18 protein-coding genes are annotated in these 25315 nt (G+C 65.5%); 2 read left to right on the top strand and 16 right to left on the bottom strand.

Annotation, left to right across the window (positions count from 1 at the left end; genetic code table 11):
- The first annotated feature begins 26 nt into the window (after nt 1-26).
- Nucleotides 27-1748, top strand: coding sequence for a D-aminoacylase (locus H5T74_11205; protein MBC7230941.1), 1722 nt, complete (start codon nt 27-29; stop codon nt 1746-1748).
- Between the two features lie 24 nt (nt 1749-1772).
- Here the strand turns inward: H5T74_11205 and H5T74_11200 are convergent, their stop codons facing one another.
- The 3 genes from H5T74_11200 to H5T74_11190 form a co-directional block, all read right to left on the bottom strand.
- Nucleotides 1773-2921 (bottom strand): AMP-binding protein, encoded by a 1149-nt coding sequence (locus tag H5T74_11200; protein MBC7230940.1) that lies wholly within the window; start codon nt 2919-2921, stop codon nt 1773-1775.
- A complete protein-coding gene (locus tag H5T74_11195; protein MBC7230939.1) occupies nt 2852-3496 on the bottom strand; it encodes an AMP-binding protein in 645 nt (214 codons plus the stop codon). Before H5T74_11195 ends, H5T74_11200 begins: the two co-directional genes overlap by 70 nt.
- A 444-nt stretch (nt 3497-3940) precedes the next feature.
- Entirely contained in the window at nt 3941-4366 is a 426-nt protein-coding gene (locus H5T74_11190; protein MBC7230938.1) for a peptidylprolyl isomerase, read from the bottom strand.
- A gap of 667 nt (nt 4367-5033) precedes the next feature.
- On the opposite strand from H5T74_11190, the gene H5T74_11185 reads away from it, so the two are divergent.
- Nucleotides 5034-6374 (top strand): acetyl-CoA hydrolase/transferase family protein, encoded by a 1341-nt coding sequence (locus tag H5T74_11185; GenBank protein MBC7230937.1) that lies wholly within the window; start codon nt 5034-5036, stop codon nt 6372-6374.
- A gap of 65 nt (nt 6375-6439) precedes the next feature.
- Here the strand turns inward: H5T74_11185 and H5T74_11180 are convergent, their stop codons facing one another.
- The 13 genes from H5T74_11180 to H5T74_11120 form a co-directional block, all read right to left on the bottom strand.
- Nucleotides 6440-8998 carry a cation-translocating P-type ATPase gene (locus H5T74_11180; GenBank protein ID MBC7230936.1) on the bottom strand — a complete coding sequence of 853 codons (2559 nt, stop codon included), beginning with the start codon at nt 8996-8998 and terminating at the stop codon, nt 6440-6442.
- 334 nt (nt 8999-9332) lie between these two features.
- Entirely contained in the window at nt 9333-10586 is a 1254-nt protein-coding gene (locus H5T74_11175; GenBank protein ID MBC7230935.1) for a 2-hydroxyacyl-CoA dehydratase, read from the bottom strand.
- Nucleotides 10587-10865: 279 nt separating this feature from the next.
- On the bottom strand, nt 10866-12002 hold the full coding sequence (locus H5T74_11170; protein ID MBC7230934.1) for a 2-hydroxyacyl-CoA dehydratase: 1137 nt from the start codon (nt 12000-12002) through the stop codon (nt 10866-10868).
- Nucleotides 12003-12387: 385 nt separating this feature from the next.
- On the bottom strand, nt 12388-13020 hold the full coding sequence (locus H5T74_11165; GenBank protein ID MBC7230933.1) for a 4Fe-4S dicluster domain-containing protein: 633 nt from the start codon (nt 13018-13020) through the stop codon (nt 12388-12390).
- Nucleotides 13017-14144 carry a 4Fe-4S binding protein gene (locus H5T74_11160; GenBank protein ID MBC7230932.1) on the bottom strand — a complete coding sequence of 376 codons (1128 nt, stop codon included), beginning with the start codon at nt 14142-14144 and terminating at the stop codon, nt 13017-13019. Before H5T74_11160 ends, H5T74_11165 begins: the two co-directional genes overlap by 4 nt.
- The gene (locus H5T74_11155; protein ID MBC7230931.1) at nt 14141-15133 is read right to left on the bottom strand and encodes a DUF362 domain-containing protein; all 993 of its coding nucleotides are present in this window, start codon (nt 15131-15133) and stop codon (nt 14141-14143) included. The genes H5T74_11160 and H5T74_11155 overlap by 4 nt, the downstream gene beginning before the upstream one ends.
- 450 nt (nt 15134-15583) lie before the next feature.
- The gene (locus H5T74_11150) at nt 15584-16972 is read right to left on the bottom strand and encodes an FAD-dependent oxidoreductase (GenBank protein ID MBC7230930.1); all 1389 of its coding nucleotides are present in this window, start codon (nt 16970-16972) and stop codon (nt 15584-15586) included.
- Nucleotides 16973-17070: 98 nt separating this feature from the next.
- Entirely contained in the window at nt 17071-18168 is a 1098-nt protein-coding gene (locus H5T74_11145) for an NAD(P)-binding protein (protein ID MBC7230929.1), read from the bottom strand.
- Nucleotides 18169-18177: 9 nt separating this feature from the next.
- Nucleotides 18178-19302 (bottom strand): NAD(P)-binding protein, encoded by a 1125-nt coding sequence (locus H5T74_11140; GenBank protein ID MBC7230928.1) that lies wholly within the window; start codon nt 19300-19302, stop codon nt 18178-18180.
- Nucleotides 19303-19529: 227 nt separating this feature from the next.
- Entirely contained in the window at nt 19530-20591 is a 1062-nt protein-coding gene (locus tag H5T74_11135) for an NAD(P)-binding protein (protein ID MBC7230927.1), read from the bottom strand.
- Between the two features lie 399 nt (nt 20592-20990).
- Nucleotides 20991-22634 (bottom strand): FAD-binding oxidoreductase, encoded by a 1644-nt coding sequence (locus H5T74_11130; GenBank protein ID MBC7230926.1) that lies wholly within the window; start codon nt 22632-22634, stop codon nt 20991-20993.
- Between the two features lie 3 nt (nt 22635-22637).
- The gene (locus H5T74_11125; GenBank protein ID MBC7230925.1) at nt 22638-23858 is read right to left on the bottom strand and encodes a (Fe-S)-binding protein; all 1221 of its coding nucleotides are present in this window, start codon (nt 23856-23858) and stop codon (nt 22638-22640) included.
- A gap of 3 nt (nt 23859-23861) precedes the next feature.
- Nucleotides 23862-25262 carry an FAD-binding oxidoreductase gene (locus H5T74_11120; GenBank protein MBC7230924.1) on the bottom strand — a complete coding sequence of 467 codons (1401 nt, stop codon included), beginning with the start codon at nt 25260-25262 and terminating at the stop codon, nt 23862-23864.
- Nucleotides 25263-25315: the final 53 nt, after the last annotated feature.

The raw sequence follows: 25315 nt of genomic DNA, 5'->3' as shown, positions 1-25315 counted from the left end.
GGCCCGTGTTCCGACGAGGAGGAGTCATGCTTGACCTGATGATCAGGGGCGGACGTGTGGTGGACGGCACGGGGGCCGCGGCCAGGAAAGCGGACGTGGCGGTGAAGGACGGCCGGATCGTGGAGGTAGGAGGTCTCGCGGAGGCCGAGGCCTCCAGGGTCTTAGACGCCGCCGGCCGGGTGGTGGCCCCCGGGTTCATCGACATCCATTCCCACAACGACCTCTATGTCGTCCGCGACGACTTCCGGGAGCTCTTCGAGCCCTACATCCGTCAGGGTATCACCACCAGCGTGGTCTCCAACTGCGGGTGGTCCCTCGCGCCCTGGCCGCGCGAGAACGGCGCGCTGCTGAGATCCACCCTACAGACCATGGGTGTTTCCAGGGAATTCCATCCAGAGTGGGAGACCTCGGGGGAGTTCTTCGCCTGGCTCGAGAGGCGCGGCCTCCCCGTCAACTTCGTGCCCCTCTCCGCCCACGGTCCCATCCGCATCGCGGTTATGGGAGATAACGCCCGCTTCTGCAGCGAGGAGGAGCTCGCGCGCATGAAGGAACTCGTGCGCAGGGACATGGAGGACGGCTGCCGCGGTTTCTCCACCGGCCTCACCTACTTCCCGGGCATGTACGCCCACACCGACGAGCTGGTGGAGCTGGCGAGGGTATGCGGCGAGTTCGGGGGGCGCTACGTCACCCACGTGCGCAGCCTAACCGCCGCCTTCGCCCGCACCGTGGAGGAGGCGGTGGAGATAGCCCGGAGCAGCGGCTCCTCCCTGCAGGTCAGCCATTTCATGGCCGTGCCCGACCTGGGACGCCTCGGCGACCTCCTCTACGAGGTGGTGGGAGTGCTGGAGAAGGTCAACCGGGTGATGCCCCTGCCCGGCGTCCCCAACACGCAACTTAAAAAGGGGTACCGTGCGGTGAACCGCGCCCTGGAGGAGGGATTGGAGGTGGGTCTCGACTTCATCCCCTACGTCATGGGCAACACCACCGTGACCCAGCTCTATCCGCCCTGGGCGCTGGCGGGCGGAACGGAGGCGCTGCTGCGCCGCCTTTCGGACCCGGCGGAGCGCGCCCGCATCAGACACGAGGTGGAGACGGTCAAGGACCGCTGGCCGCAATGGGAGCCGGGTTCCTGGGCCACCAATTACCTCAAGTGCCTGAGCTACAAGATGCTCTCCATCCTCTCCGTGGGCAGCGAGAGGAACCGTGGCATGGAGGGGAGGCGGGTGGTGGACCTCGCGAAGGAGGCCGGGAAACATCCCTTCGATTTCCTCGCCGACCTCACCATCGAGGAGGAGGGCGCGGTGGTCTTCATCATGGGCATCTCCCCCGAGCCCTGGTCGGAGAAGGTGTTCCTGCAGGGACAGGACCATCCCCAGCTCTCGGTAGGGGCGGACGTCCTCTTCCCGGAAAAGGGCGCCCCGCCCCAGACCGCCTACGGGACCTTCCCGCGTATCTTCCAGCACTACGTGCGCGAGCTGGGCCTCTATACCCTGGAGAACGCCGTGCACCGCTGCACCGGCATGGCGGCCTCGCGTTTCGGGCTGGCGGACCGCGGGGTGATCAGGAAGGGCGCCGCCGCGGACCTGGTGGTCTTCGATCCCGAGACCATCCGGGACAACTCCACCTTCCAGGAGCCGCGCCGCTATCCCTCCGGCATCCACTGCGTGATCATCAACGGCACCGTGGTTATGGAGGACGGGGCCTGCCGCCTCGACGCACTGGCCGGCAGGGTGCTGAAGGCGGGATAAGACGCCTCCGGCGCCTCACGCCGCTCAGATCTCCAGCTCCTGTGCCAGGTCCCGCAGCTCGCGCCGGAGCACCTTGCCGGCCTGGCTGGCCGGCACCGCATCCACGATACGCAGCGCCCTTATCTTCTTGTACGCCGCCAGCTCGGCGTTGGCGTACTCCAGCAGCTCCGCCTCGCTCACCGCGGCGCCCGGCACCAGTTGTACGAAGGCCACGGGGAGCTCCCCGTAGCGGTCGTCCTTCTTTCCCACCACCGCCGACTGGGCCACCGCGGGATGGGAATTTAGGACCTCCTCCAGGTCGCGGGGATAGACGTTGTAGCCCTTGTAGATGAGCATGTCCTTCTTGCGGTCCACGATGTAGAGATAGCCGTCCTCGTCTATCCTTCCCATGTCCCCCGTGAGCAGCCAGCCGTCCTCCTTGAACATGAGGGCGGTCTCCTCGGGCCGGTTCCAGAAACCCCTGGTGACCTGGGGCCCGCGCACGCAGATCTCCCCCACCTCCCCAAGCTCCAGCTCCCGCCGATGGTCCTCGGGGTCCACGATCCTGACCTTGGTGTCCGCCACCGGCAGCCCCACCGACCCCACCTTCAGGGCTTCTCTCTCGGGCGGGGTGATGGTGACGATGGCCGTGGCCTCCGAGAGTCCGTAGGCCTCGCATACCACACCGGGAAATTTATCCAGCAACCTGCGCATGAGGCTGAGGGGGATGGGCGCCCCGCCCGAGGCCACCAGGCGTATCTCGGACATGTCCGTCCCCTCGTAAAGGGGGTGGTCCACCATGGGCACGAAGAGCTGGGGGGCGCCCCCGAAGAGGGTGACGCGGTACTTGTTGATGGCGCGCAGGAACTCCTCGGGATCGAAGCGCGGGAAGACCACCAGGGTGTTGCCCGCCATGAGTAGCATGTTCAGATACCCGAAGGCGCCCATGGCGTGGAACCACGGCGGAACCACCAGGGACATCTCCATGCCCCGACGAAAGGGATGATCCTCGTCGCGGTCTCCCTCCGCGCGGCGAAGCCCTATTATGCCGTCCTCGTAGGAGACCTGGCCCCCGGAGAACCAGTAGGAGAGCTGGCAGGAATTGACCATGGCGTTGTAATGGGTCACCATGATGCCCTTGGGGGTGCCGGTGGTGCCCCCGGTGTAGGAGATGTGGGCGAGGTTTTCCCGCACCTCGAACGCGATCTCGGGGGCTCCGCGGGATGGTCGGCGACCAGGGCGGTGAAGTCCATGACCCCCTCGCCGAAAGCGCCCTTGGAGAGCTGCTTGACCGGGGCGCTCAGGGTCGGATAGCAGTCCGCCAGGCTTACCTCTATCGCCCTCTTCACCCCCGTCTGCGGCAGCACGCGGTTGGAGACGGCCCAGAAGAGGTCGAGGCCGATGAAGGTCTCCACCCCCGCGTCGTTTAGCTGGAAGGCGAGTTCCCGTTCCGAGAGCAGGGGGCTCACGGGCACGAAGACGGCGCCCGCCTTGAGCAGCCCATAATAGGCGATGGCGAACTGGGGTGAGTTGGCGAGGTGCAGGGCTACCCGGTCTCCTTTCCCGACCCCCATGCCCGCCAGGGCGGCGGCGAAACGGTCGGAGAGCTGGTCCAGCTCCCGGTAGGTCATCTCCATACCGGCGAAGATGATGGCGTTGCGCTCCGGCCACTGCCGGGCCGCGGAACGCAGGATCTGGAAGACCGGAGCCTCCGGATAATCCAGGTTGCGGGCGACGCCCCTGGGCCAGCGCGTGAAGTTCTTCTCCATCCTCCCCCTCCCTTGCGGACCTGGCTGCGAAGAGAGCTGCGGCGATCTGAATATCCCGGCAGGATTAATGTCCCACGGGGAAGCCGCTTAATGCCAGTTGAATCTTTCCCGCCCCGGTGGCCCGCCAGGGGCTCGAGGGCTCATCCTGGTCCTCCGTGGGACTCGCGAAAAAGGGCAGGGGCGATATGAGACCCGTGGTCTCCCGGGATGGATATCCATCCGGCGCGACTGCTGGCCGCGCGCGGCCTCGTGGATGGAAACCGCGTGGCGTATCGGACGAGATGAGATGCGCGCGCGTTCAAGGCCCGTGCGTGGGCCATGGCCGACGTGGTTTTGAGCGCTTCTTTTCGCGCGCATCGAGCAAGGTGCGGAAGCCCTGCGCCATCGCCTCCCGAGGGCAGCAGGCGGTTATTGTCCCATGTCCGGGGCTGACCCCATTGTGGTTCAGGTCACGTCCTGGATGGTCACCTCGAAGCGCAGGTTTACGCCCGCCAAGGGATGGTTGAGGTCGATCTCCACGTTGTCCTTGTCCATGGAGAGGACCTTGAAGTTGATGAGACCCCCAGAGTCCGTCCTTCCCATGTAGGTCATGCCCACCTCGAGGTCGGCCGAGCCCTCGAAGCGCTCGCGCGGCACGCTGTGCACCAGGCCGGGGTCCCGCAATCCATAGGCGTCCTCGGGCTTGACCAGCACTTCCTTGCTCTCCCCCGGCTCCATGCCCTCCATCTCCCGCTCCAGTCCCGGGATGATGCTTCCTTCGCCGAAGACGAAGCTCATGGGATCGTTCTCCGCGCTGGCGTCGATGAGCGTGCCCGCCTCGTCGTAAAGCCGGTAGTGAAAGGTCACCGTTCTTCCCAGACCGACCTGCATGACATGACTCCTTTCCTCTCTCCAACCGCAGAAACAAAAGGCCCAGGCCTTTCGGGCTTGGGCCTCGCGTTGTTTCCTCGTGCAAACCTCAAACGACCTTGCTACAAATATAACATATGCCGCGCAAGGGGGGCGAGTCGCGCAGTCGGCACCCCGGCTTTTTCAAACACACGGAGATCATGCTTAAAGGTCGCCATGTTGTGTATTTAGCCATATTTTTCCATAATCATGAACGGGAACACTCCCCTGGATCTATGCGCATCGGTTATGGCCTATATTCGACAAGGGATCGACCGGAGCATTTTTGCGGACATCCCGGGACTTGAGCCTTTTCCGCTCATCTCCAACAAATATGGGTAACCTGCAGGCCATGAATTAGTCCATAGCGATCAATCCCCTTTTAGCTGCCGTTATGGGTATCGGGCTTGTGTCGTTGCTCCATCGCTACCCACACTCCTGGGAGATGAACCACCGTTTCCAGGCCATAAAGCAGGCTTGAGCCTCCAGGCACCTGCAACCCCGTTCCGGATATCGAACACTGCGGTCACCCCGCATATGACTAACGGCGTTAAGTGGTGATAAGGTAGGGGACAGGGGGAAGGAGAGAGGCCGGGAGAGGGAACGCGCCGGCGTGAGAGCGCGGCGGCATCGACGAGGGAGGTAAGAGATGAGCAAGTGGGAGGACATGTACAAGGCCAAGCTCACCACCCCCGAGGACATCGCCGGGGAGATAAGGAGCGGCGATCACGTCTTCGCCAGCGGCGCCTCGTCCACGCCGGTGGCCATCCTGGACGCCCTCTTCGACCGCGCGGTGGCGGGGGAGATCGAGGACGTGCAGCTGGGGAGCTTCATCATGCTCGCCAACGTCTTCAAGGTGCTCCGTCCCGAGCTGCAGCGCAACATCCTCATCGACAACTACTACGCCTCCCCCCTGGACCGCAAGGCCCTGGCGGACGGCCTCATGACCCATACCCCCTACCACTTCCACCGCGTCACCCGCCAGGCGGTGGACGACTCAGGGTACCGCAAGCTCATCGTGCAGGCGGGGCCCATGGACAGGCAGGGTTACCTCAATCTGGGGTTGTTTGCCAATTATATCGACGTGGTGGACGAGCTTGACGCGCTGTACGTAGAGGTGAACCACCAGCAGCCCATCGTGCACGGCCCCAACTGGGTGCACATCTCCCAGGTGGACAAGTTGACGGAGAACAGCCATCCCGTGTTCGCGCTGCCCCCCGACCCCATCACCGACAAGGACCGGGCCATCGCGGAGAACATCATCGACCTCATCGAGGATGGCTCCACCATCCAGCTGGGCATCGGGGGGACCACCAACGCCATCGGCGAGCTGCTCACGCGCAAGAAGCACCTGGGATGCCACACGGAGATGATCGGGGACGCCTACATGAAGCTCTTCGAGGAAGGGGTGCTGGACAACACCAGGAAGAACTTCCATCCCCACCAGATGCTCTGCCACTTCGTGCTTGGCTCCCAGGACCTCTACGACTGGGTGAACGACAACCCCATGATCTACCTCTCCCCCATCAGCTACAACAACGACCCCTGGATCATCGGCAGGAACGACGACCTGGTGTCCATAAACACCACCCTGGAAGTGGACATCACCGGGCAGTGCGCCTCGGAGTCCTTCGGGCCCATCCAGTACACCGCCACCGGGGGACAGGTGGACTTCACGCGCGGGGCCTGGATCTCCCGGGGCGGCAAGGCCTTCATCGTCACCCACAGCGCGGTGGAGGACAAGGAGACGGGAGAGCTGGTCTCCAAGATCGTGCCCCAGCTTCGCCCGGGGGCGGTGGTCACCCTCACCCGCACCGACGTCATGTACGTGGCCACCGAATACGGGGTGGTGAACCTGCGCGGCAAGAGCCTGCGGGAAAGAGCACGGGCGCTCATCGGCATCGCCCATCCCGATTTCCGCCGCGAGCTCAGCAACTACGCCAAAGAGGTCAGGTACTTCATCCTGCCCGAGCACGACCCCCTGGGGTGAGGGGTTGCCGGGCCTTTTGCCCATGACCTTGAGCGGTCGCAAGGGCCGGAGAGGCGAGGACGGGTTCAGGTATGGGGATGGTCCCTGAGGTGGGTCACGAGCTTCAGGGTCTCGAACCACATCACGGAGAGGACGCCCGCCCCCACGCATATCGCGACGTCCAGGGCACTCAGGTAGGCCAGATCGAAGAGCCGGCGCATGAAGGGCGCGTAGAGCACGAAGGCCGTGAGCGCCGCCGCCCCCAGCACCACCCACCATAACGCCGGATTGGGGCGCCTCCTCACGTGCCAGAAGGTATGTTCCCAGGAGCGGTTGGCGAGGATCAGCCCCAGGTTCGCCGTCACCAGGGTGAGGAAGGTGAGCGCCCTCACCTCCATCTCCCCCATGCCCCTCAGGTGGGCGAGGGAGAACATGAGGGCCACGAAGCCCAGCACGCTCAACCCCTGCAGCAGGCTGACGGAGACGTTGCCGCGGTTGAAGATGCGCTCCCCGGGACGGCGCGGCGGCCTCCGCATGATATCTCCCTCCTCGGGCTCCGCCTCGAAGGCCAGGGAGCAGGCGGGATCTATGATGATCTCCAGGAAGGCGATGAGCATGGGAGAGAATACCAGGGGCATCTTGAAGAGCACGGGGATGACGGACATGCCGGCGATGGGCACATGGACGGCGATGATGTAGGACATGGCCTTTTTCAGGTTGTCATAGACGCGCCTTCCGGACCTCACGGCGGAGACGATGGAGGAGAAATCGTCGTCCAGCAGGACCATGTCGGCGGACTCTCGGGCCACGTCGGTGCCCCTCGCGCCCATGGCCACCCCGATGTCCGCCGCCCGCAGCGCCGGCGCGTCGTTCACCCCGTCGCCGGTCATGGCCACCACCTCGCCGCCCGCCTTCAGCGCCCTCACGATGCGCAGCTTGTGCGCCGGGACGGCGCGGGCGAATATGTTCACCCCGCGGATGATCTCCTTCAACTCGCGGTCGTCCATGGCCTCCAGCTCCGGGCCGGTGACGATCCCCTCCCCCTCCTCCAGCCCTATCTCCCGCGCCACGTGCCGCGCGGTGGCCGGGTGGTCGCCGGTGATCATGATCACCCTGATCCCCGCCTCGCGGCACTCGCATATGGAGGCCCTCACGGTGGGGCGCACCGGGTCCTCCAGGCCCACCAGGCCGAGGAAGCGGAAGGAGAAGTCGTGCTGGTCGCCCGGCAGTTCCTGCATGGAGAAGGAAGCCCCGGCGACACCCAGCACCCGGAGGCCTTCTCCCGCCAGTTCCTCCACCCGGCAGCGTAGCGCCTCCCTCTCCGCCTCCCCGAGATGGCAGAGGTCGGCCACGGCCTCCGGAGCCCCCTTGGCCGCGATGACGTATTCCTGGCCGTCCGGCGACCTCCAGACATGGGAAAGGGCGAGGAGCTCGGGCGAGAGCGGGTATTCTCGCTCCAGCCGCCAGTCCGCGTGCAGGTGCTCGGTGTTGTTCAGCGCCTCCTCCCCGAGCCGCGCGATGGCCGTCTCAACCGGGTCCAGCGGATCCCTCTGGGAGGCCAGCACGCTGAACTCCACCAGCTCGTGGAACTCCTCCGGCAGTTCGCCGCGGGCGCCGTCGCCGATCTCGTGGTACCGCTCTCCGGCTATGATCTTCGCCACTCTCATGCGGTTCACGGTGATGGTGCCCGTCTTGTCCACGCACAGCACGCTTGCCGCTCCCAGGGACTCCACCGCGGGCATGCTGCGCGTGAGTACCTGTCTCTTGGACATGCGCCAGGCACCCAGGGTGAGGAACACGGTGAGCACCACCGGGAACTCCTCCGGGAGCATGGCCATGGCCAGAGCGATGCCCACCAACAGCCCCTGCAGCCAGTCTCCGCGCGTCGCGCCGTAGAGCAGGAAGACGAGGGCGCAAAGGGCCAGTCCCAGCAGGGCTATACCCACCACCACCCGCCTGGTCTCCCTCTGCAGCAGGGTGGGTTCGGGCGTGATCTCTCCCAGGGCGCGCCCGATCTTCCCCATCTCCGTGGCGCTTCCCGTGGCCATGACCCGCGCCACCCCGTGCCCCTTCACCACCAGGGTGCCGGCGAAGACGTAGGGAAGGTCGTCGCCGCCGGGACGGCCCGCGGACGGTGTCCCCTCACAGGGGAGCTTGCGCACCGGCGCCGACTCCCCCGTGAGCAGGGATTCGTCGACCATGAGGTTGGAGCAGGCCAGGAGCACGCCGTCCGCGGGCACGCGGTCCCCCTCCGCCAGCAGCATGAGATCGCCGCGCACCACCTCCACCCCGGCGATGCGCACCTGCCTCCCGCCGCGGATCACCAGGGCACGGGGACTGGAGAGGTCTCGCAGCGCCTCCAGCGCCCTCTCCGTCCTCTGCTCCTGGAAAAAGGTGATGCCCATGATGAGGAGCACGAAGCTCATGAGCACCATGGCCTCCTGCAGGCTGCCCAGCGCGAGATAGATGGCGCCCGCCCCCACCAGGAGCAGGAACATGGGCTCTCTCAGGACGTCCAGGGCGATGCGGAAAGGGGTGCGTTTCTCGGCGGAGGGCATGCTGTTCGGACCGTCTTCCGCAAGCCTGCGGGCGGCTTCCTCCTCGGCGAGGCCGTCCAGGCCCGTGAGATCGAACTCCTCCGTCATTCACTGCTCCCGTCCGTGCCCGCGCGGCGAGGCAACCGAGAACCTCTGGAAGCCCACCTGCCGGAAGACGGCGACCATCAATGACCACCACCCGGCTCAGGTTCGAAATACTTCTCGGCGGAGGCCTTGACCCCTCGGGTGGCACGCCGGTGACCGGGTCGTGCCTTACCCCCTCGGTCCTGCCCTGCGGTCCCCCCCGGCCGCCAAACCCCGTTGCCCCTCGAACCACACCCGGATACCTGGCCGGAGGAGATACCGGTGCGGGGCTCTTGCCGTTATTGCCCTCTGCGGCACCTTTGCCCGGCCTTTCCTTATTCTGCCATTCACGCCACGCTCAAAGGCCTGAACCCAGGAGGTTCTCCACGAAGTCGCGGATGCGCGTCTCCACCTGGGCGCGGTCGTACCAGCGGGAGTCGGTGTGGTCGGCCTCGATGATCAGCGCCGGCTTGCCGGTGCGCCGCGTGAACTCCTTCGCCAAGTCGTACTGGCCGAGGGAGTAGGGCTTGCAGCTGCGGTTGGAGTGCATGATCATGCCGTCCACCCCGAAGCGCGTGGCCAGGGACTCTATCTTGTCCGCCATCCTCTCCAGGTTGATGTTCAGGTACACCTCGGTGTAGATCCTGGCCATGCTCTCCAGGGGCTTCTCCGCGTCCACCCCCTCGAAGGTCCAGGCGCTGGTGTAGGTATCCGCCACCAGGCAGGTCTCCAGCTCCATGAACAGCCTGCCGAGATTGCGCATCTCGTACCACACCGGGATGTTGTCCCACAGCAGGCGGTATCTCTCGGAGGGCAGGATGCCGATGCCCTCCTCGATGCGCCGCTTCATCTCCTCCAGGACCCCCTGGTAGAAGTCCACCACCTCCTGGGTCCCCCGCAGGGTGACGATGGGGGCCATGAGGATGAAGGCGTCGAAGCAGGTCATGGGGGCGGGACGGTGCTCGTTGCAGGCCAGCACCTCCTTCCACAGCGCGGAGGCGAAGAGGGACTTGGCGGCGACGTCCACGAAACGCGCGTCGTCGTATTCCTTTCTCGTCATCTTCTCCAGGAAGGAGACGTATTCATGCATCTGGCGCACGGAATATGCGGCGAGGTGCTCGGGCAGCTCGCCGCGCACGAAGGGGGTGTCGAAGATGAAGAGGGGCACGTCGAAGAAGCGCGCCAGCTCCTCGTACCACTTGAACACGGTGTTGCAGATGTTGTTGCAGGCCACCAGGAAGGTGGGCCTCGGCAGCCCCCCTATAGGCCCGCCCCTGGTGATGGCGCTGCCGATGTCGCCTCGGGCGTAGGAGCAGAGGTCGCGGGAGAAGCCCCGCCCCTCCGCCACCTCGCACAGCTCCACGTTCATGTGCGCCGCCCCGCACATCGCCCCGTGGTTTTCGGGATAGACGGGGATGACGTCGAAGGCGATGAGGGGCTCCACGGGGGCCCCGCTGGTTATCCAGGCGATGTGCCTTTTCGTGCCCTCCGCTCCCTTGGCCTCAATATAATACTTGGTCATGAGCTCGCGCATGGCGCCCGCCGACTTTATCTTGCGGCGCTCTTTGTCCGCCTTCTCCTCTTCCGTGAGCTCCCTCACGTCCTCGCTCATCTCATGCCCTCCTTGTTCGCCGCCGACGGCAACCCGATACTCGCCGGCAATGCCGTCCATGCGTTCCCGCTTGCCTCGCGATCCCACCCTTCACGGCGGTCCGGGGCCGTTCCCCCGCGTTCCCGCCACCGGGAGACCGGGCAGTTCTGGTAATATATACCATGTAACCTTCCCGCTGCGCGTGATGCCCGGAACCCGCTCGCACTCTTCTTCCGCCTGTTCGCGCCGCATGACGGCTTCGAACCTCTTCCGCCTCGCCGCGACGAGCCCCGTCCCCGCTCATACTCCCGAGATGGTCTCGATGAAGGCCTGCAGGCGGGTGCGGAGCTGGCCGCGGGAAAAGGACTGCAGCTCGCTCTCCAGCACCAGCGAGGGCACCTCCAGCTCCTCCTGGAGGCACTGCCTCAGGTAGGGGATGTCGAAGAGGTGAGGCTCGCAGAAACTCTGGAGGTAGAAGACCACTCCCTTGGCCCCGCTGTCCCCGACCTGCCGCACCAGGCGCTGGAAGCGGTCCTCGATGCACTGGTGCTTGGCGGGGCAGTTGACCCGCTCCCACATGCGTTTCGCCAGGGCCTCCTCCGGCGGAGCGGACTCGTCCACGAAGGCGTCGAAGTAGCGGTGTCCGCAGCACAGGTCGTCGTCCACCACGTCGGCGCCCAGCTCCAGCAACAGCTCGAAGAGATCCGGTGTGGTGCAGACGCTGCCGCTCACCAGCAGAGGCAGCTTTCCGTCTCCCCCGATCGGCTCGCTTCCCTCCAGGTCCTCCAGGAGTCCGTGCAGCAACTCGTTGTGCTTCTCGCGCCGCATCCAGAACCCGGCCACCAGGCAGGCGGTGGCGGACAGGCCGTCGATGGCTCCGGGCCTGGAGGCGCGCAGCCGGTAGAGGCGGTCCGCCAACCTGCGGTTGCGGTTGTAAACGCGGATGCTCTCCTCGAGGGCGTCGTCCCCTATCTCCCGGCCGAGGAACCCCTCCACGCCGCGGCGGAACCTCTTCACCTCCTCGATCAGGAAGGGAAGGGATACCTCCTCCCCCATGCGGATGGGCAGCACCAGGTCGCCGTGGTAGGAGAAGCCGGTGTTGCGGCGCCAGATGTCCGAGAGGCGCATCATGGTGTCGCAGGTCTGCACGAACACCGCGCCCTCGAGAAAAGAGAGCTCGCCCGCCAGGGCCATGTCCAGGTCGGTGCGGGCCAGGGAGCAGCAGTAGGCCTGCAGGTGGGCGTCGGCGTGGGTTATGGCGCGCACCGCCCCCATGAGGCGTACCGGCGTGAGCCCCGCCGCATGGAGGATCTCCTCAGGGGTATAGGAGCAGAAGACGCCTACCGGCCTCTCCCCCTCCTCCCCGAGCCGTGCGAGCCGGGGATAGGGGTCCCTCCACAGCTCCAGGCATTCCTCGACGATGGTCCTCACTTCCATGGCCCTCCTTTCCCCCGCGGCCTTTTCCCTTCCCCGCTCATGCATACTCCGGACCTCGCGCAGAACCTCCGCATCCTTCTCGGTAGCACCTGATCTCTCAGCGAATGCCACGTCTATTCTACCAGCAAAGCGAAGGCTGGGCCCCGTCCCGTTATCGATGCGCCGGTACGGAGAAGGCGCTCTTCTCCGCCTCCCCGGCGGTCATCATCGAAGAGCGAAGGCAAGGTTGATATCCGGCTCAACCCTATGTCTGTCATTGCACACAAACAAGGGCTCATCAGCGGACAGGTAGTCTTCCGTTGGTCAAGAGGGTCGGTTACGGCAGAACCCAGTCTGTCTCATGGTCCCGGTATGCAGGGTAAGACGGAGACGGTCCGAGCCGCTGTCAGCCCCTGCTGCCGCGCTCGCCCTTTCCGCCTCCTCCGCCGCCCGCGGGAGGGGCTTCATCGGGGGGATAGACCACGATGGCGGGATCGGGGCAGGTCACGCAGGTGTTCTGGCAGGCCCCGCACCCCACGCACCTCTCGGCGACCACCCGCGGCCTGCCGCGGGAATCGGCCTCGATGGCCGCGTAGGAGCAGCGCTCATAGCAGACCAGGCAGTCCTTGCCCTCATTCCAGGCGATGCACTTAGACCTGTCCACCGCCGCGGTGCCGATGCGCACCTCGCCGTCGGCGGGGCGCCTGATGGCCCCCACGGGGCAGGCCCGCGCGCAGGCGCGGCCGCAGAGCTCGAACTCGCACTTGGCCAGGGCGGGATTGAGACGGGGAGTCCACAACCTCAAGGTCCCGAACTCCCGCCCCGCGGGTTCCAGACACCCGGTCATGCAGGAGCGTACGCACTCCTGGCAACGCATGCACCGGGTCACGAAGGCCTCTTCGTCCTGGGCCCCGGGCGGCCTGAGCAGCGGCTCCGAGCCCGCCGCGGTATCGCGCCAGGCGGCGTGGGCCAGCACGGCACCGGCGCCGGCCATGCCCAAGGCCAGGAAGTCGCGCCGTCCCACCTTCAGTTTTCTCATGGCGCACCGCCTCTCCCCGATACCCGCGCCGTATGCGGGGCGGACGTATCCTCGTCTTCCCCCGAAACAGGGTTCCCTGATGCTTTAGGTTCCGTCCCCGGGCGTCGGGACGTCCGGGAAAGAGGTGACCTGCGGCTCACGGGAGCCATCGTTCTCTCTCGCCGTTCCTGAGCGCCTCGCGTCTCCTCCTCGCGGTCGTGCCCATCACCGGCGTGATCTGCGCCCTGCGTCGGAATGCCTGTTCCCCTACTCCTTGATCGTCTCTTTTTGCCGGAACGCTGCAGGGGGGCGCCGAAAGAGCACAGGGACAGCGCTCCCTCCACCGGACACGCGGCCACGCACTCCCCGCACAGGGCGCAGTCGGCGATGGCAACGCGGCCCGTCTTCGCGCTGTCCGCCACCTCCACGATGCCGAAGGGGCAGACCAACGAGCACCTCCCGCAGTGGATGCATGCCTCCTCGTCCTTCACCAGCGCCAGCGGACTAGCTTTGGCGGGAAGGCGGGACCCCGCCATGCTCGCCGCGGATAGGCAGGCTCCCAGGGGGCACATCTCCTGACACCAGAAGCGCGGCCCGGCCACCACCGCGAGCACCGCCAGGGCTATGAACACGATGGGCACGCCACCCGCGAGGACGAAGACGACCGCTCGGTTGGCGATGACCAGGGGGTCGAAGATCCACAGCGCGTTGACGCCCAGGAGAAAGAGTATGAGCAGTGCCGTCAGGAAGGGATATTTTATGCGCAGCCTGAGGTTTCCCTCGCCGATGGGCTTGCCGGAGAGGTCGCGGGGCCGTAGGCGCGCGAGGCTTGCGGCACGCCTTCTCTCCAGCGAGGGGAGCATCTCCAGGAACGAGCCCAGAGGACAGATCCACCCGCAGAAGAAGCGCCCGCTGAAGACGGTGAGACCCAGCAATATCCATGCGGGCAGCAGATACAACCAGAGGCTGCTCGCCCGCGCCGCAACGAAGGCGGCCAGGGGATCCACGCGCAGGAAGAGGTTCTCGCTCATCGTCCCGGCCGGCGGGTAGGAAGCCGCCCAAGCCGCCAGCACGAAGAGCGCGAGGAAGAGCGCCTGCACCGTTCTGCGCGTCCAGTGGACGGCGCGGCGTCTGCCCGTCCTCATGCATCCACCTCCCTCACGCCCAGGGATGCGAAGTCGCTCGTCCCCACCCCCAGTTGCTCGCCGAGGGTTATGTACCTGATGCTGGATGGAGCCACGCCGAAAAGCCCGCAGGTGTAGGAATCGACGGCCACGGGGTCGGTGCCGATGATCACCTTTCCCGGCGCGGCCACCGTGCCGGGTCCGCCGGGGCCGTGGTCCAGGAGGATGGTGGTTGCATCGGTGATCACCAGTGCCGGCCTGACCACGGTGTAGATCTCCGCGATGGCCCGGTGCAGGTCGATGTGGTGGAAATTCCCCATATCCCGGGTGATGCCGATGAAGTTCTTCATGGCCATGGACAGGCCGGCGCCGCTGTGGTGCTTCGCCTTGGGCATGCTCACGATGATATCGGCCTGGAAGATCTCCTCCAGGATGCCCGTCGAGGGCAGGGCGGTGGCGCCGGGTATCGCGACCGTGCGTGAAGGCCCCGGCTTCTTCACCGCGTGGAACGCCAGCTCGGCGCCCGCCGCCTTCGCCGCCGGACCGATGCCGTTCCTCTCCAGCGTCTGGTCCACCAGGTCCTGCAGGATATGGTCGAAGACGGTCACCCCGGAGGCCCCCGCCGCCAGGAACAAGCGCACCGCCTCGGCCACCAGCTCGGGATGGGTGGTGGTGGCGTCCTGCGGCGGCCGCGCGAAGGCGGCGTTCACCTTGATGAGCACCTTCCTGCCCGCGACGCCCAGGGCCCCGAGCCCTCCCCAGGCCTCCAGGCCCCTGCGCAGCATGGCCGCGGAGTCAGATCCCTTCACCACCACCAGACCGGAAGGTATCTCTTTCGGTCCTGGCGGCGTAGGGATCTCGTCAGGCGCGGCCTGCGGCCCCACTTCCACCGGGCAGGTGTCGCTATTGCCGCCGCATCCCGGTATGGCTGTGGCCAGGTACAGCGCGCCCAGCCCCGCCGCCACCCTGCCGGCCTGGCCGAGAAACCTCCTCCGCTCCAGTTCCCGCAATTCTTTACCTCCTCAGGGAACATTATCTCACCCGCCCGCCACGGCAACCCTGACCACCATCATGGGGTCAGCCCCGGACATGGGACATTCTGATCTCCATTTTTCCATCCTCTGAAACATTCCCATGAACATCCTCTAACCAGGATTTCGATTGTCCAGCGCGCTTGCGTCCTTCTGCCCTCCCTAGAGACGAGCCGGACCCCCGGTGTAGCAGCGTGGATCTACTGCAAGCTCTTCAGGCGCCGCTTTCCGCCCAGGGATGGGTTTGCTGGAAGAGTGGGTTTGCTGGAAGAGCGGGCTTCGGTAGCACCGTGGATCTATTGCAAGCTCTTCAGGCGCCGCTTTACCTGAATCAGCGGTCTCCCGAACTCTTCCTCTTAATCGGGCGCTTCAAGCTCAGGCAACCATCTGCGCCAACATCTTCGTGAGGACAGCCGAGCGTACTTTGGGTCAGCCGTTCTCCCGGAACGCCATTTTGTCCCATGTCCGGGGCTGACCCCAGACCTCGGCGGCCGCCTCTACGCCGCTGCGCAGCGCCCCCTCAACGCAGGAGATGAGGTACATGTACTCCCCGGCCAAGTACAGCCCTTCCACGTCCCGGTAGTTGTTCTTGCGCATGTGGTGGATGGCCCGCGCCTGGCCAGGAGGGTCGAGGCATATGGCCTCATCCCAGCGCACCGCCACGGTCATGTAGGGCTCGTCCGGCATGGTGGGCACGATCATCTGCAGGTCCTTGATCATCATGCGCTTCAACTCCTCAAGGGGCAGCTCGTTGAGTTCTTTCGCCCGCCTGCCCCAGGTCAGGCAGTGCACCAGGCCCGCGCCGGGGGGCGCAAAGTAGGGTGACTTGCCGCCGGCGTCGGCGAAACCGGGCTGGATGGAGCCCTCGTTGCGGGAGAAGGTGACCGCGTACCACCCCTCGGGAAGGAGTCTTTCCTTGAGGGCGAAGATGAAGTGGATGCAGGAGCTGTAGGTCACCGTCTCCAGGGGCTTGCGGAGAGTGTCCGGCAGGTCGGGGATGAGCCGCAGGGCGGTGGTGGCGGTGGTGGTGCAGATGACCGCGTCGGCGTCCATGAATCCCTCCGGGGTCTCCACCCCCTTCACCTTCGAGCCCTCCAGCACCACCCGGTTCACGGGGGTGGAGAGCCGTATGGAGTCCTTGCACTCCTCGTAGAGGGCGGCGGGCAGGGAACCGATGCCCCGTTTCAAGAACTTGAGGCCGGGCATGAGTCCCATGAGCAGGCCCAGGATATGGGCCGCCCCCACCTGGTCGGGTTCGCCCAGGGTCAGGGACGCGGTCAGCGGCTGGAAGACGTAGTCCAAGGCTACCTGTCCGCCATAGCGCAGGGCGTATTCCTCGATGCTGATGTCCGAGAGGTCGAGCACCGGCTCGGGGTCCATGGTCTCGAAGTCGAAGTCGCGGCGGCGCCTGAGCATGTGGAAGGCCGCCCTGGCCATCTGGGGGTATCCCCTCCAGGGAAGACCGCGGAACCTCACGATCTCGCGCCAGTGCTTCAGCGCCTCCCGGGGATTGATGGTGGCGGGTATGGGATAGAGTTTTCCGTTCCGCCACATCGCCCCCATGAAATTGAAATCCTGGATGGCGTCTTTCATCCCCAGCTCCTCGCAGAGCCGGAAAGTGGTGGTGCAGAGGTCGGCGGAGAACTGCGCGCCGAGGTCGAACTGGTAGCCCTCCTTGTTGTAGCCCCGGGCGCGTCCTCCCGCCACGTCCTTCTCCTCCAGGCAGATGACATCCACGCCCTTCTTGCGGAGCTCGTAGGTGGCCGCGAGTCCTGCCGGCCCCGCCCCGATGACGACTATGGGGTCAGCCCCGGACATGGGACATTCTCCTTTCCGTTCTCGCCGTCCTTAAAAACATTGTCTGCATACCTTATAAGCCGCCGCCCAATCGGTATAGGTCTTCGGGATCTTCGTGGTCAGATGCGTCCGTAGCCGGTCACGTTGACCATGAAGGCATAGCGCAGGAAGAAGCGGTGAAACAGGGGCATGAAGGGCAGCGCCGCCTGCATGGGGTACTTGAGCACCAGGTCTCTGGGGCTGCGGTCGATTATGCGCTTGGCCACCAGCAGCGGATAAAAGGTCCAGTTGAGGCGGCGGAACTCGTCGTAGGCTCCGGCGGGGTCGCTCAAGGCGCGCGCGGCGACCTTCCCTGACGCGAAGGCCCCGTGCATGCCGAAGAAGAGCAGGGGGTCCATCACCCCCGCCAAGGTGCCGGCGAGGATGAGGTCGCCATGGAAAAGCCTGGGATTGGAGAGATGCCGCGTGGGGGCCGCAGCTGCCCCTCCCTTCGCCCCCCCTCCCAGGGGCAGGAACTCCTTGAAGGGGTACCCGTCCTCCAGGGTGGCCTGCTCGGCGAACTTCTCCATCTCCCATCTCGCCACGGGACGGTGGCGGTTGAAGATGAGGGCGAAGGCGATGCCGTTCACGGAGCAGGTGAAGGCGTAGTCGGGGGTGTAGTCGTCGAAATAAAAGGACACCCGCGCCTCCTGCCAGGGCACGCGGCACTTGGCGAAATACCCGTAGAGGGGCTGATAGGGCACCCCCGCCGCCTCAAAACCGTCGCCGTGCAGGCCGGTGGCCATGATGCTCCCGCGGGGAAGCTCGCTCACCTGCCGGTCGGTGACCACCGCCTGATCGAACTCGAACTTCACCCCGTGCTCGGTGGCGATGCGGTACAGATAATGGTCCATGGAGGACTTCCTAGGCCCCCGCTCTATCATCCAGGACTGCACGTTGGGAGGGAACTTCAGCTTGAAACGCTTGCCCCACACCACCAGCATCCCCTCGGTCATGCGCACCATGGCCGGTTCGAGGTCGATGCCGGTATAGCGCGACATGGCCGCGGCGTCCATGGGGGTGCCGTGCGGCGAGGGGTTGTAGATGGCGAGACCTCCCACCCGCTTCCCCTTCTCGAGCACGGTCACCTCCCGGCCCTCGCGTGCGAGGTTTATCGCGGCCACGAGCCCCGCAAGCCCGGCGCCCACGATATAAACCGGACCCTCCTTCTTTCCCATCGCTTCCTCCTAGATGTCTATGTACCTGGCATATCTATCCATCCTCTCCAGCAAGAGGAAACCGGGTATCATGCGCCTCAGGCTCAGCCCCTGCATCCTCCCCAGCAGGTCCGACCGCGCCACCGCCCCGATGGCGGTGGTGAGGGCCACGCCGCGGGTCGCCTCCGGGGCATAGTTGATGGCCACGCGCCGCAGGAACCACATGCGGTTGAAGCTCCTGTTGCAGAGGTCGAACATCTCCTGGGCGGTGGCCTTGTCCTCCAGGGCTATGGCGGCGATCTTACCCGAGACCATGGCCCCGTGGCAGCCGAAGTAGGTCCCCGGATCCTGGGCGCCCGCCAGGGTGCCGGCGAGGATCTTGTTGCCGGCGAAAAGGCGCGGCTGGCCCGGATAACGCGAGGCGAAGTAACCCCTCTCCTCGTGCCAGGTCTTGAACTCCACCCCCTCCGTCTCCAGCAACTGCCTCTCCCAGACGTCGCGGTGTTTCTTGCCCACCGGGCGGCGGGCGAAGAAGAGCCCCGCCACGATCCCGTTGGAGGAGGGCAGGTAGCAGTAATCCTTGGTGTAGTGGTCGAAGTATATGGCCACGCGCGAGGCGTCCGAGGGCGCCCCGCGGGGTCGGTACCTGGAGCTCAGCACGTAACCGTAGGCGGTCTCGTGCGGGATGCCCAGGGCATCGAAGGACTCCCGGTACGGGCCCGTGGCCACGATGGTATTGGGCGGGAACTGCGCCAGGTCCTTCTGCGACCGTACGGGGTTTCCCCATTCGAAGGTGACCCCCATCTCCACCGCGATGTCGTGCAGGTAGCGGTCGATGGCGGTGCGGCGGGGTCCCCGCTCCACGTTGCATAGCATGGAATAGGCGGGGTTGAGCCTGCACAGCTTCCCGAAGGCATAGACATCGAAGTTCTCGCACGGCCGCACCTGCGGCTCCCCGATGGGAACGCCGAGGAAGCGCGACATCAGCCCGGTATCGAAAGGAGTCGAGTCCACGAAGGGATGTGCGCCCGGCATCCCCCCCACCCGGTTGTACTTGTCCACGCAGTGGACCTCGTACCCCAGCTTGCGCGCGGTTATGGCCGCGCACAGGCCGGCCAGCCCCGCTCCCACGATGAAGACCTTTTTCTCGGCCATCCTCTCCCCCTAAGACTTTCCTCTTCCCGACCTTCGCGCTCCCGCGCCGGAGTCCCGCCTCGCTTCGCCTGCCCCACTGTCTCCTCTCCGTCTGGGCTTAGGGCTACCGCTGCGTCAGCCCGCGGCTCGCGCCGCATCCTTCCGGGCATAGGCACCGTTGCGCCTCCCCGAGTCCGGAGCGATTGCTTTCGAGATCCATCCCTCCATATGAGCCCCTTCAGGCGAGGCTAATAGCGGCCGAAGCCGGGGAGCGACCGCAGGGCGATGTCTATCGCCGGCTGCAGTAGCGCCGGACGTGCCAAGTACAACCCGAATGCCGCCCTCAGCCCCAGGTTGCGCAGAAGATGGGGCTGGGCATCGAAGAAGCGCTTGTAGAGCCAGGAATACCGATAGGCGGAGGTGAAGCTCTTGAACAGCCTCCAGGCCCGCTCCCTGTCCTCCACCGCCACGGCCGCTATCTTCCCCGACACCAGGGAGCTCTGCACCCCGAAGAGGAAGAAGGGGTCCTGCATCCCGGCCAGGGTCCCGGCCAGGATCTTGTTGCCCGCGAAGAGGCATGGAGAGGTGATCTTCCTGGTCGCCACCACTCCCTCGTGGGGCAGCCAGGACTCGAATTCCATGCCCTCCCATTCCCGCAACTGCCAATCCCACTCGTCCCGCAGCGATCCCGTCACCGGCCTGGAGTCGAAGGCCAGCGCGAAGGCCACTCCGTTGACGTTGGCGCAGTAGTTGTAGTAACTGGTGTAGCGGTCGAAGAAACCCATGATCCGAGGCGGGCCCTCGTGCCGCGTCTTTCCGATGAAACCGTAGACCTCCTGGTATGGGCGTCTCAAGGCCAGGAAGGGCTCCACCTCCAGGCCGGTGGCCACGATGGTATTAGGGGGGAGCTCCGCGAAATCCTTCTGCGAGTTAAGATCCACCCCCATCTCGAACTCCACACCCAGCTCGCGCGCCTTCTCGTAAAGGTAGATATCGATCGCGGTGGACCGCGAGCCTCTCTCCACGGAATGCAGGTACAGCCTGCTTCCGGGGATCAAGTGCCGCTTCCCGTAAACATAGACGGCGAACTCGCCCGTGGGGGTCACATAAGGCGGCTCCAACTCCACTCCGATGAAGTCCCCCAGCCGCTCGGGATCCATGGGGGTGACGTCCACCGCGGGCCGTATATAGGGATCGCCCCCCACATGTTCAAACCTCTCCAGCACGCGTACACGGTGTCCGTTACGCGTGCAGTTGATAGCCGCCACCAGGCCGGCCAACCCCGCCCCTACTACCGTGACCTCAGCCATGACACCCCCCGCGCCTTCTCTTCCCGGTTCCCTCTGTATCACCGTCGCTTCATGCCACAGCTTCCGGAGCCCCCACACTCCCCACGCCGCTTTCCTGCCGGGCCGGGGTGCCGCCCACCGACGCGCTTGCCGGCGGGCGGCGCTTTGAACCCAGAATCGCCGTTTTCCGGCTGTGCCGGGATGGGGTTCCCGTCAAGCGACGTGTCCGCGCGCCGCTGCATTCCGCTCGCCCCGTTTCCCGGCCGAGGTCATTACCTCCTCTATCACCCCCTCCCTGCTGTTCCCGGCCGCCTGGCCGGGTCTGCGGGCTCATGCCCGTCCGGACATACCGCCGCTGCCGCCGCTCCGGACGTTCCGCGCCTTTCTCCCCGCTTCACGCCCGCGCCGGCGGCCGCGTGCTCAGAGCGACATCTTCTTGCAGAGCCCCGTCTCGTAATCCCACCTGCGGGCGGCGATGTTGTTGGGGTCTACCGCCTTCTTGAAGGCCACGTAGGCGTCGGTGAAGGCCGCCGAGTTGGGCATCACCAGGGGCAGGACGTCATCGAGGCTGGGCATCCCCTCGGGCAGGGGCACGGGCATGCCCTTGTTGAGGGGGATGGCCCCGCAGGCCAGCACCAGGCCCTCGCCCAGTATGCCGGCCATCATGGCGCGCATGTAGGTCATGAACATGCGCATGTTGTCGTCCTTGTCGCCCTGGTTTGAATAGAGGTCGTATTCCATGTAGGCGGAACGGCCCATGTGATAGGGCTGCAGGTAAGTGGAGGCGTCATCGGGAGGAAGCGCATCGTCGGTATGGCCCGCCTGGTTGGTGGTCTCCACGCGCATGCGCCGCTCCGCCTCCAGGAAGTTGTCCAGGTGGCCTATGAGGGCGCCGATGAGGAAGGAGCCCCGCACCCGCATCACGCGCACGGTGACGTTGAAGTACTTCTGCCAGCGGTCGAGGTTGACGCTGCGCAGCTCACCCACCAGGTCCTGCACCGCATCTACCGGCATGAACTCCCACTCCGGGTCGATCTCCGTGATCACCCGCTGGATGATCTCCGCCTTGAGCTTCGCCTCCTCCTCGGTAGTGCCGGAGAAGATGGTGAAGAGGTTGTTGCGCGGGAAGGTCCCGGCGATGGAGGAGGCCATGGCGTTGGTCGCCCCCACGAAGATGCCGAAAAAGGAGTTCTGCATATGGGCCAGCTCCAGGGTGAGGTTCTCGTTGGCCACCTTGTAGAGCACGTCGATGACGCACTCCAGGTCGTCCTTCTCGTATGCTGGGAAAATCTGGTAAATATGCTCCGCTTCCGGATAGAGGCGTAGGGTCATCTCGGTCACCGTCCCATACTGCCCAAAGGCGTAGCGGAAGAGCGAGGCCATGTCCGGCCCCGGGCCGGGGACGTGCGCCTTCACCGCGCCGTAAGCGGAAGGCCCGGTCTTGAGGATGGTCCCGTCGGGCAGCACCATGGTCATGTCGATGATGTTGTCGATGCCGAACCCGTACTTGGAAGCCAGGGTGTTGATGTTACAGAAGGCGTGGTTGGAGATCACCCCCGCGGTGGCGGCGGTGGAGGGGTTGAGCACCCGGCACTTCGCCTTCTGGGCCTCGATCTGGGCCATGAGGTAGTTGACCCCGGGCTGGATGACCATGTACATGTTCTCCCCATCCACCTCGAGGATCTTGTCCATGCGCCTGAGGTCCATGATGATGCCCCCGTAGAGGGGGATGTGCAGGCCCATGGTGGTGAGGCCCGTGCCCATGGGGATGACGTCCACCTTGCACTCGTTGGCCACGCGGTAGACCTCCGCCACCTCCTCGGTGGAGGAGGGCATGACCACCAGGTGCGGGTACTGCGCGGGCAGCGGGCCCTGGTCGCGGGAATAACCGATGAGGATCACCGGGTCGTCGGTCACCCACTCCTCGCCCAGCGCTTCGGCGAGCATCTCCTTGGCCCGCGCCAGGTCCTCGGGACGGTTATGCTTTGGATCTGCTTCGTGCTGGAAGATGATACCCGATATGCGGCGTTCCTTGATGTCCTTGGCGATATCCCTGACCCACATGGCCTACACCTCCTTCCCCAGCGACTCCAGGAGCACTTCCGCAAGGTCGTACACCTTCATGCCGCTGCCGGTGGCCTCCACGGCCTGGTTGAACATCTGTACGCAGTAGGGGCAGCTGGTGACCACCGCCTCCGCTCCCGTCCATTCCGCCTCGAAGAGGCGTTCCTTCGCCGTCCACAGGGCATAATCCGGGAAGGCGTAGCGCACTCCCCCGCCGCCGCCGCAGCACAGGGAGTTGAAGGTGGCGCGGGGGAACTCCAGCAGCTCCAGGCCGGGGATGGCGCGCAGGACCTTGCGCGGAGCCTCGTAGATGTCGAAGCGTCTCCCCAGCTTGCAGGGATCGTGATAGACGGCCTTGAGGGGCACCTCCTTCTGCGGGGAGAGCTGTCCCTTCTTCAGGAGGCGCGAGAAGAGCTGGCTTATGTGCAGGACCTTTATGTTCGGGTCCAGCTCCCGGGCGTACTCCTCCTTGAACACCCATGCCGCATGGGTGTCGGGGGTGACGATGGTCTTCACTCCCAGGGAGTTGAAGGTCTCGATGTTCTCGGCCGCGTAGGTCTCGAAGAAATCGCGGTCCCCGAGCAGGAGCATGAGGGAGCCGTCGCTTATCTCTTTGGCTCCCAGCGTGCCCACGTCCAGCCCCGCCTCCAGGAGCACCTGAGCGGCCGCCCGCACGGCGTGCTTCAGGGCCGGGTCGCTGGTGTAGGCGTCCCCGGCGTAGCAGAGCACCTCCGCCTGCTCCTTGGGGAGGTTCTTCAAGGCCAGCCCCTTGGCCCAGTCGCCGCGCTTCTTCTTGTCCGCCCCGAAGGGGTTGTCGTTCTTCTCCAGGCTCTCCGCCAGCGCGGCGTGCTCCGGCATGGGTCCCCACCCCTCGCGCACCGCCTTCTCGCGCATGAGCTCGAAGACGCGCGTGGGATGGAGCTGCTTGACCTCGTAGCACTGTTCCTGGCAGGAGGAGCAGAGCATGCACGTGTACAGGATGTGGCGCATGGACTCCGTGGGCTCGATCTCGTTGATGTGCAGCCCGCGCGCGATCTCCATCTTCCCCGAGGCGTAATAGGCGTCCCAGCGGAAGCGGGTGCCGGAGGGGCAGTTGCGCCAGAAACGGGACTCCGGGCAGAACTGCACGTGCACCGCCTGGCATACCTTGCACTTGGTGCAGATGAAGTAATCTTGCTGCAGCTCGTGCAGCACCTCCCTGGGCGCGGTGATCCTCTTCTTCATCCTCTACACCCCCTCCAGCAACTGCTCGGGGTTCAAGATACCCTCCGGGTCCACGATGTTCTTGAAGGTCTTGAGGACCTTGAGGAAGCCCTCCTGGACGCGGTCGTACACCATCTTGGCGACCTCCCCGCGGGGGCGGTCCACGAAGGAGCCCTCGTCCAGGAGCATGCGGTAGGCCTCGGACCTCACCGCCGCCGCCTTCCCGGCCTCGCCTTCATCCCTGGGATCGTAATAGATGTCGCTCTCGCAGTAGCAGGAGGCGCCGAAATAGACGGGGATCATCACCTGTCCGACCTCGTCACCCGCGTATCCTCTGGCCTGCGCGATATCCCTCACCCGCGCCAGCAGGCCCGGGGCCCGTCCGTAGAAGTCGTAGTGGTCGATGACGCCGGTGCGGCCGCGCAGGTAATCGCGGTCGAAGATGTACCAGGGCTCCTGGAACTTCCGGTCCATCTTCTCCACCAGCTCGCCGTCCAGCGGCCTTGCTCCCAGCGCCTCCGCGTCCTGGCGCACGTACCTCTCCCAGAGGTCCACCAGCTCCACGTGGTGCTCGAGGCTGATGGCCGTCACCCAGGGCGGCAGCTTCGCGCGCAGCTCCTCCGCCTCGCCAGCGCTCTTCGCCAGCAGGGCTGAGAGATAGCGGGCGTTGGCGGTCACGCACTCGAAGCAGTGCTCGTCCCGGTTCACCTTGTAGGCGAGCCGTGCCGCGGGCTCCGCCTGGTCGAAGCCGAAGAGAAGCATGCGGCGCGTCTCGCGCAGCGGATAGGTATAGACGATGCCGTAGAAGGGGATGCCGAAGATGTCCTCGGAAGCCCCGAAGAAGAGGGAGAACTGGGGTCCCTGGTCCTCCCTGAAGTCGGCGATGCCCTCCGAGGTCATCTGCTGCGAGCCGGACACCCAGATGCGCCCGTCCGCCAGAACGGCATGGAAGATGGAGAGGTTGGGGAACCTGTAGACCGCGTTGCCGTTGAGCACATCGCGGTCGATATAGGAGCGCAGCACCGAGCGCGACCGCGCCGCCGCCGGGAGGAGGAGCTTGCAGTCCTTCTTCAGGCACTCCTCCTGCAGGCGTTCGTAGGTGACGCCGGCGTAGATATGGGCCATGAGGTTGCGGCGGTCGATCTCCTTGATGCCGTCCATGCGCCCCAGGTCGATGAGCAAGCCCTCGCCGGCGGCCAGCGAGTTTTCCATCTTTTCCCTTCGCACCGAATACATGGGCACCCTGGCCTTGGAGGCGAGCTCCGCCACCTCGCTCAGTTCGTACTCGTCCGCCGGTTTCACCAGGACCAGTCTGGTATCTCCGGGTGCATCCTCGAAATAACCCGCCAGCGCCGATGCGCCGCGCGCCACGTTGGCCTTTCCGACTATCTCCTCCAGTTCACGGATGACATCCGCCGCCACCATCGGCTTACCTCCTTATCCCTGCCGCCCATGCCTGCCTGCTTGCCGGAAAAGGG

This window comes from Actinomycetota bacterium (assembly GCA_014360645.1).
In the GTDB taxonomy this organism is placed as follows: Bacteria; Actinomycetota; Geothermincolia; order Geothermincolales; family RBG-13-55-18; genus Solincola_B.
This window is presented reverse-complemented; position numbering and strand designations above follow the sequence as displayed.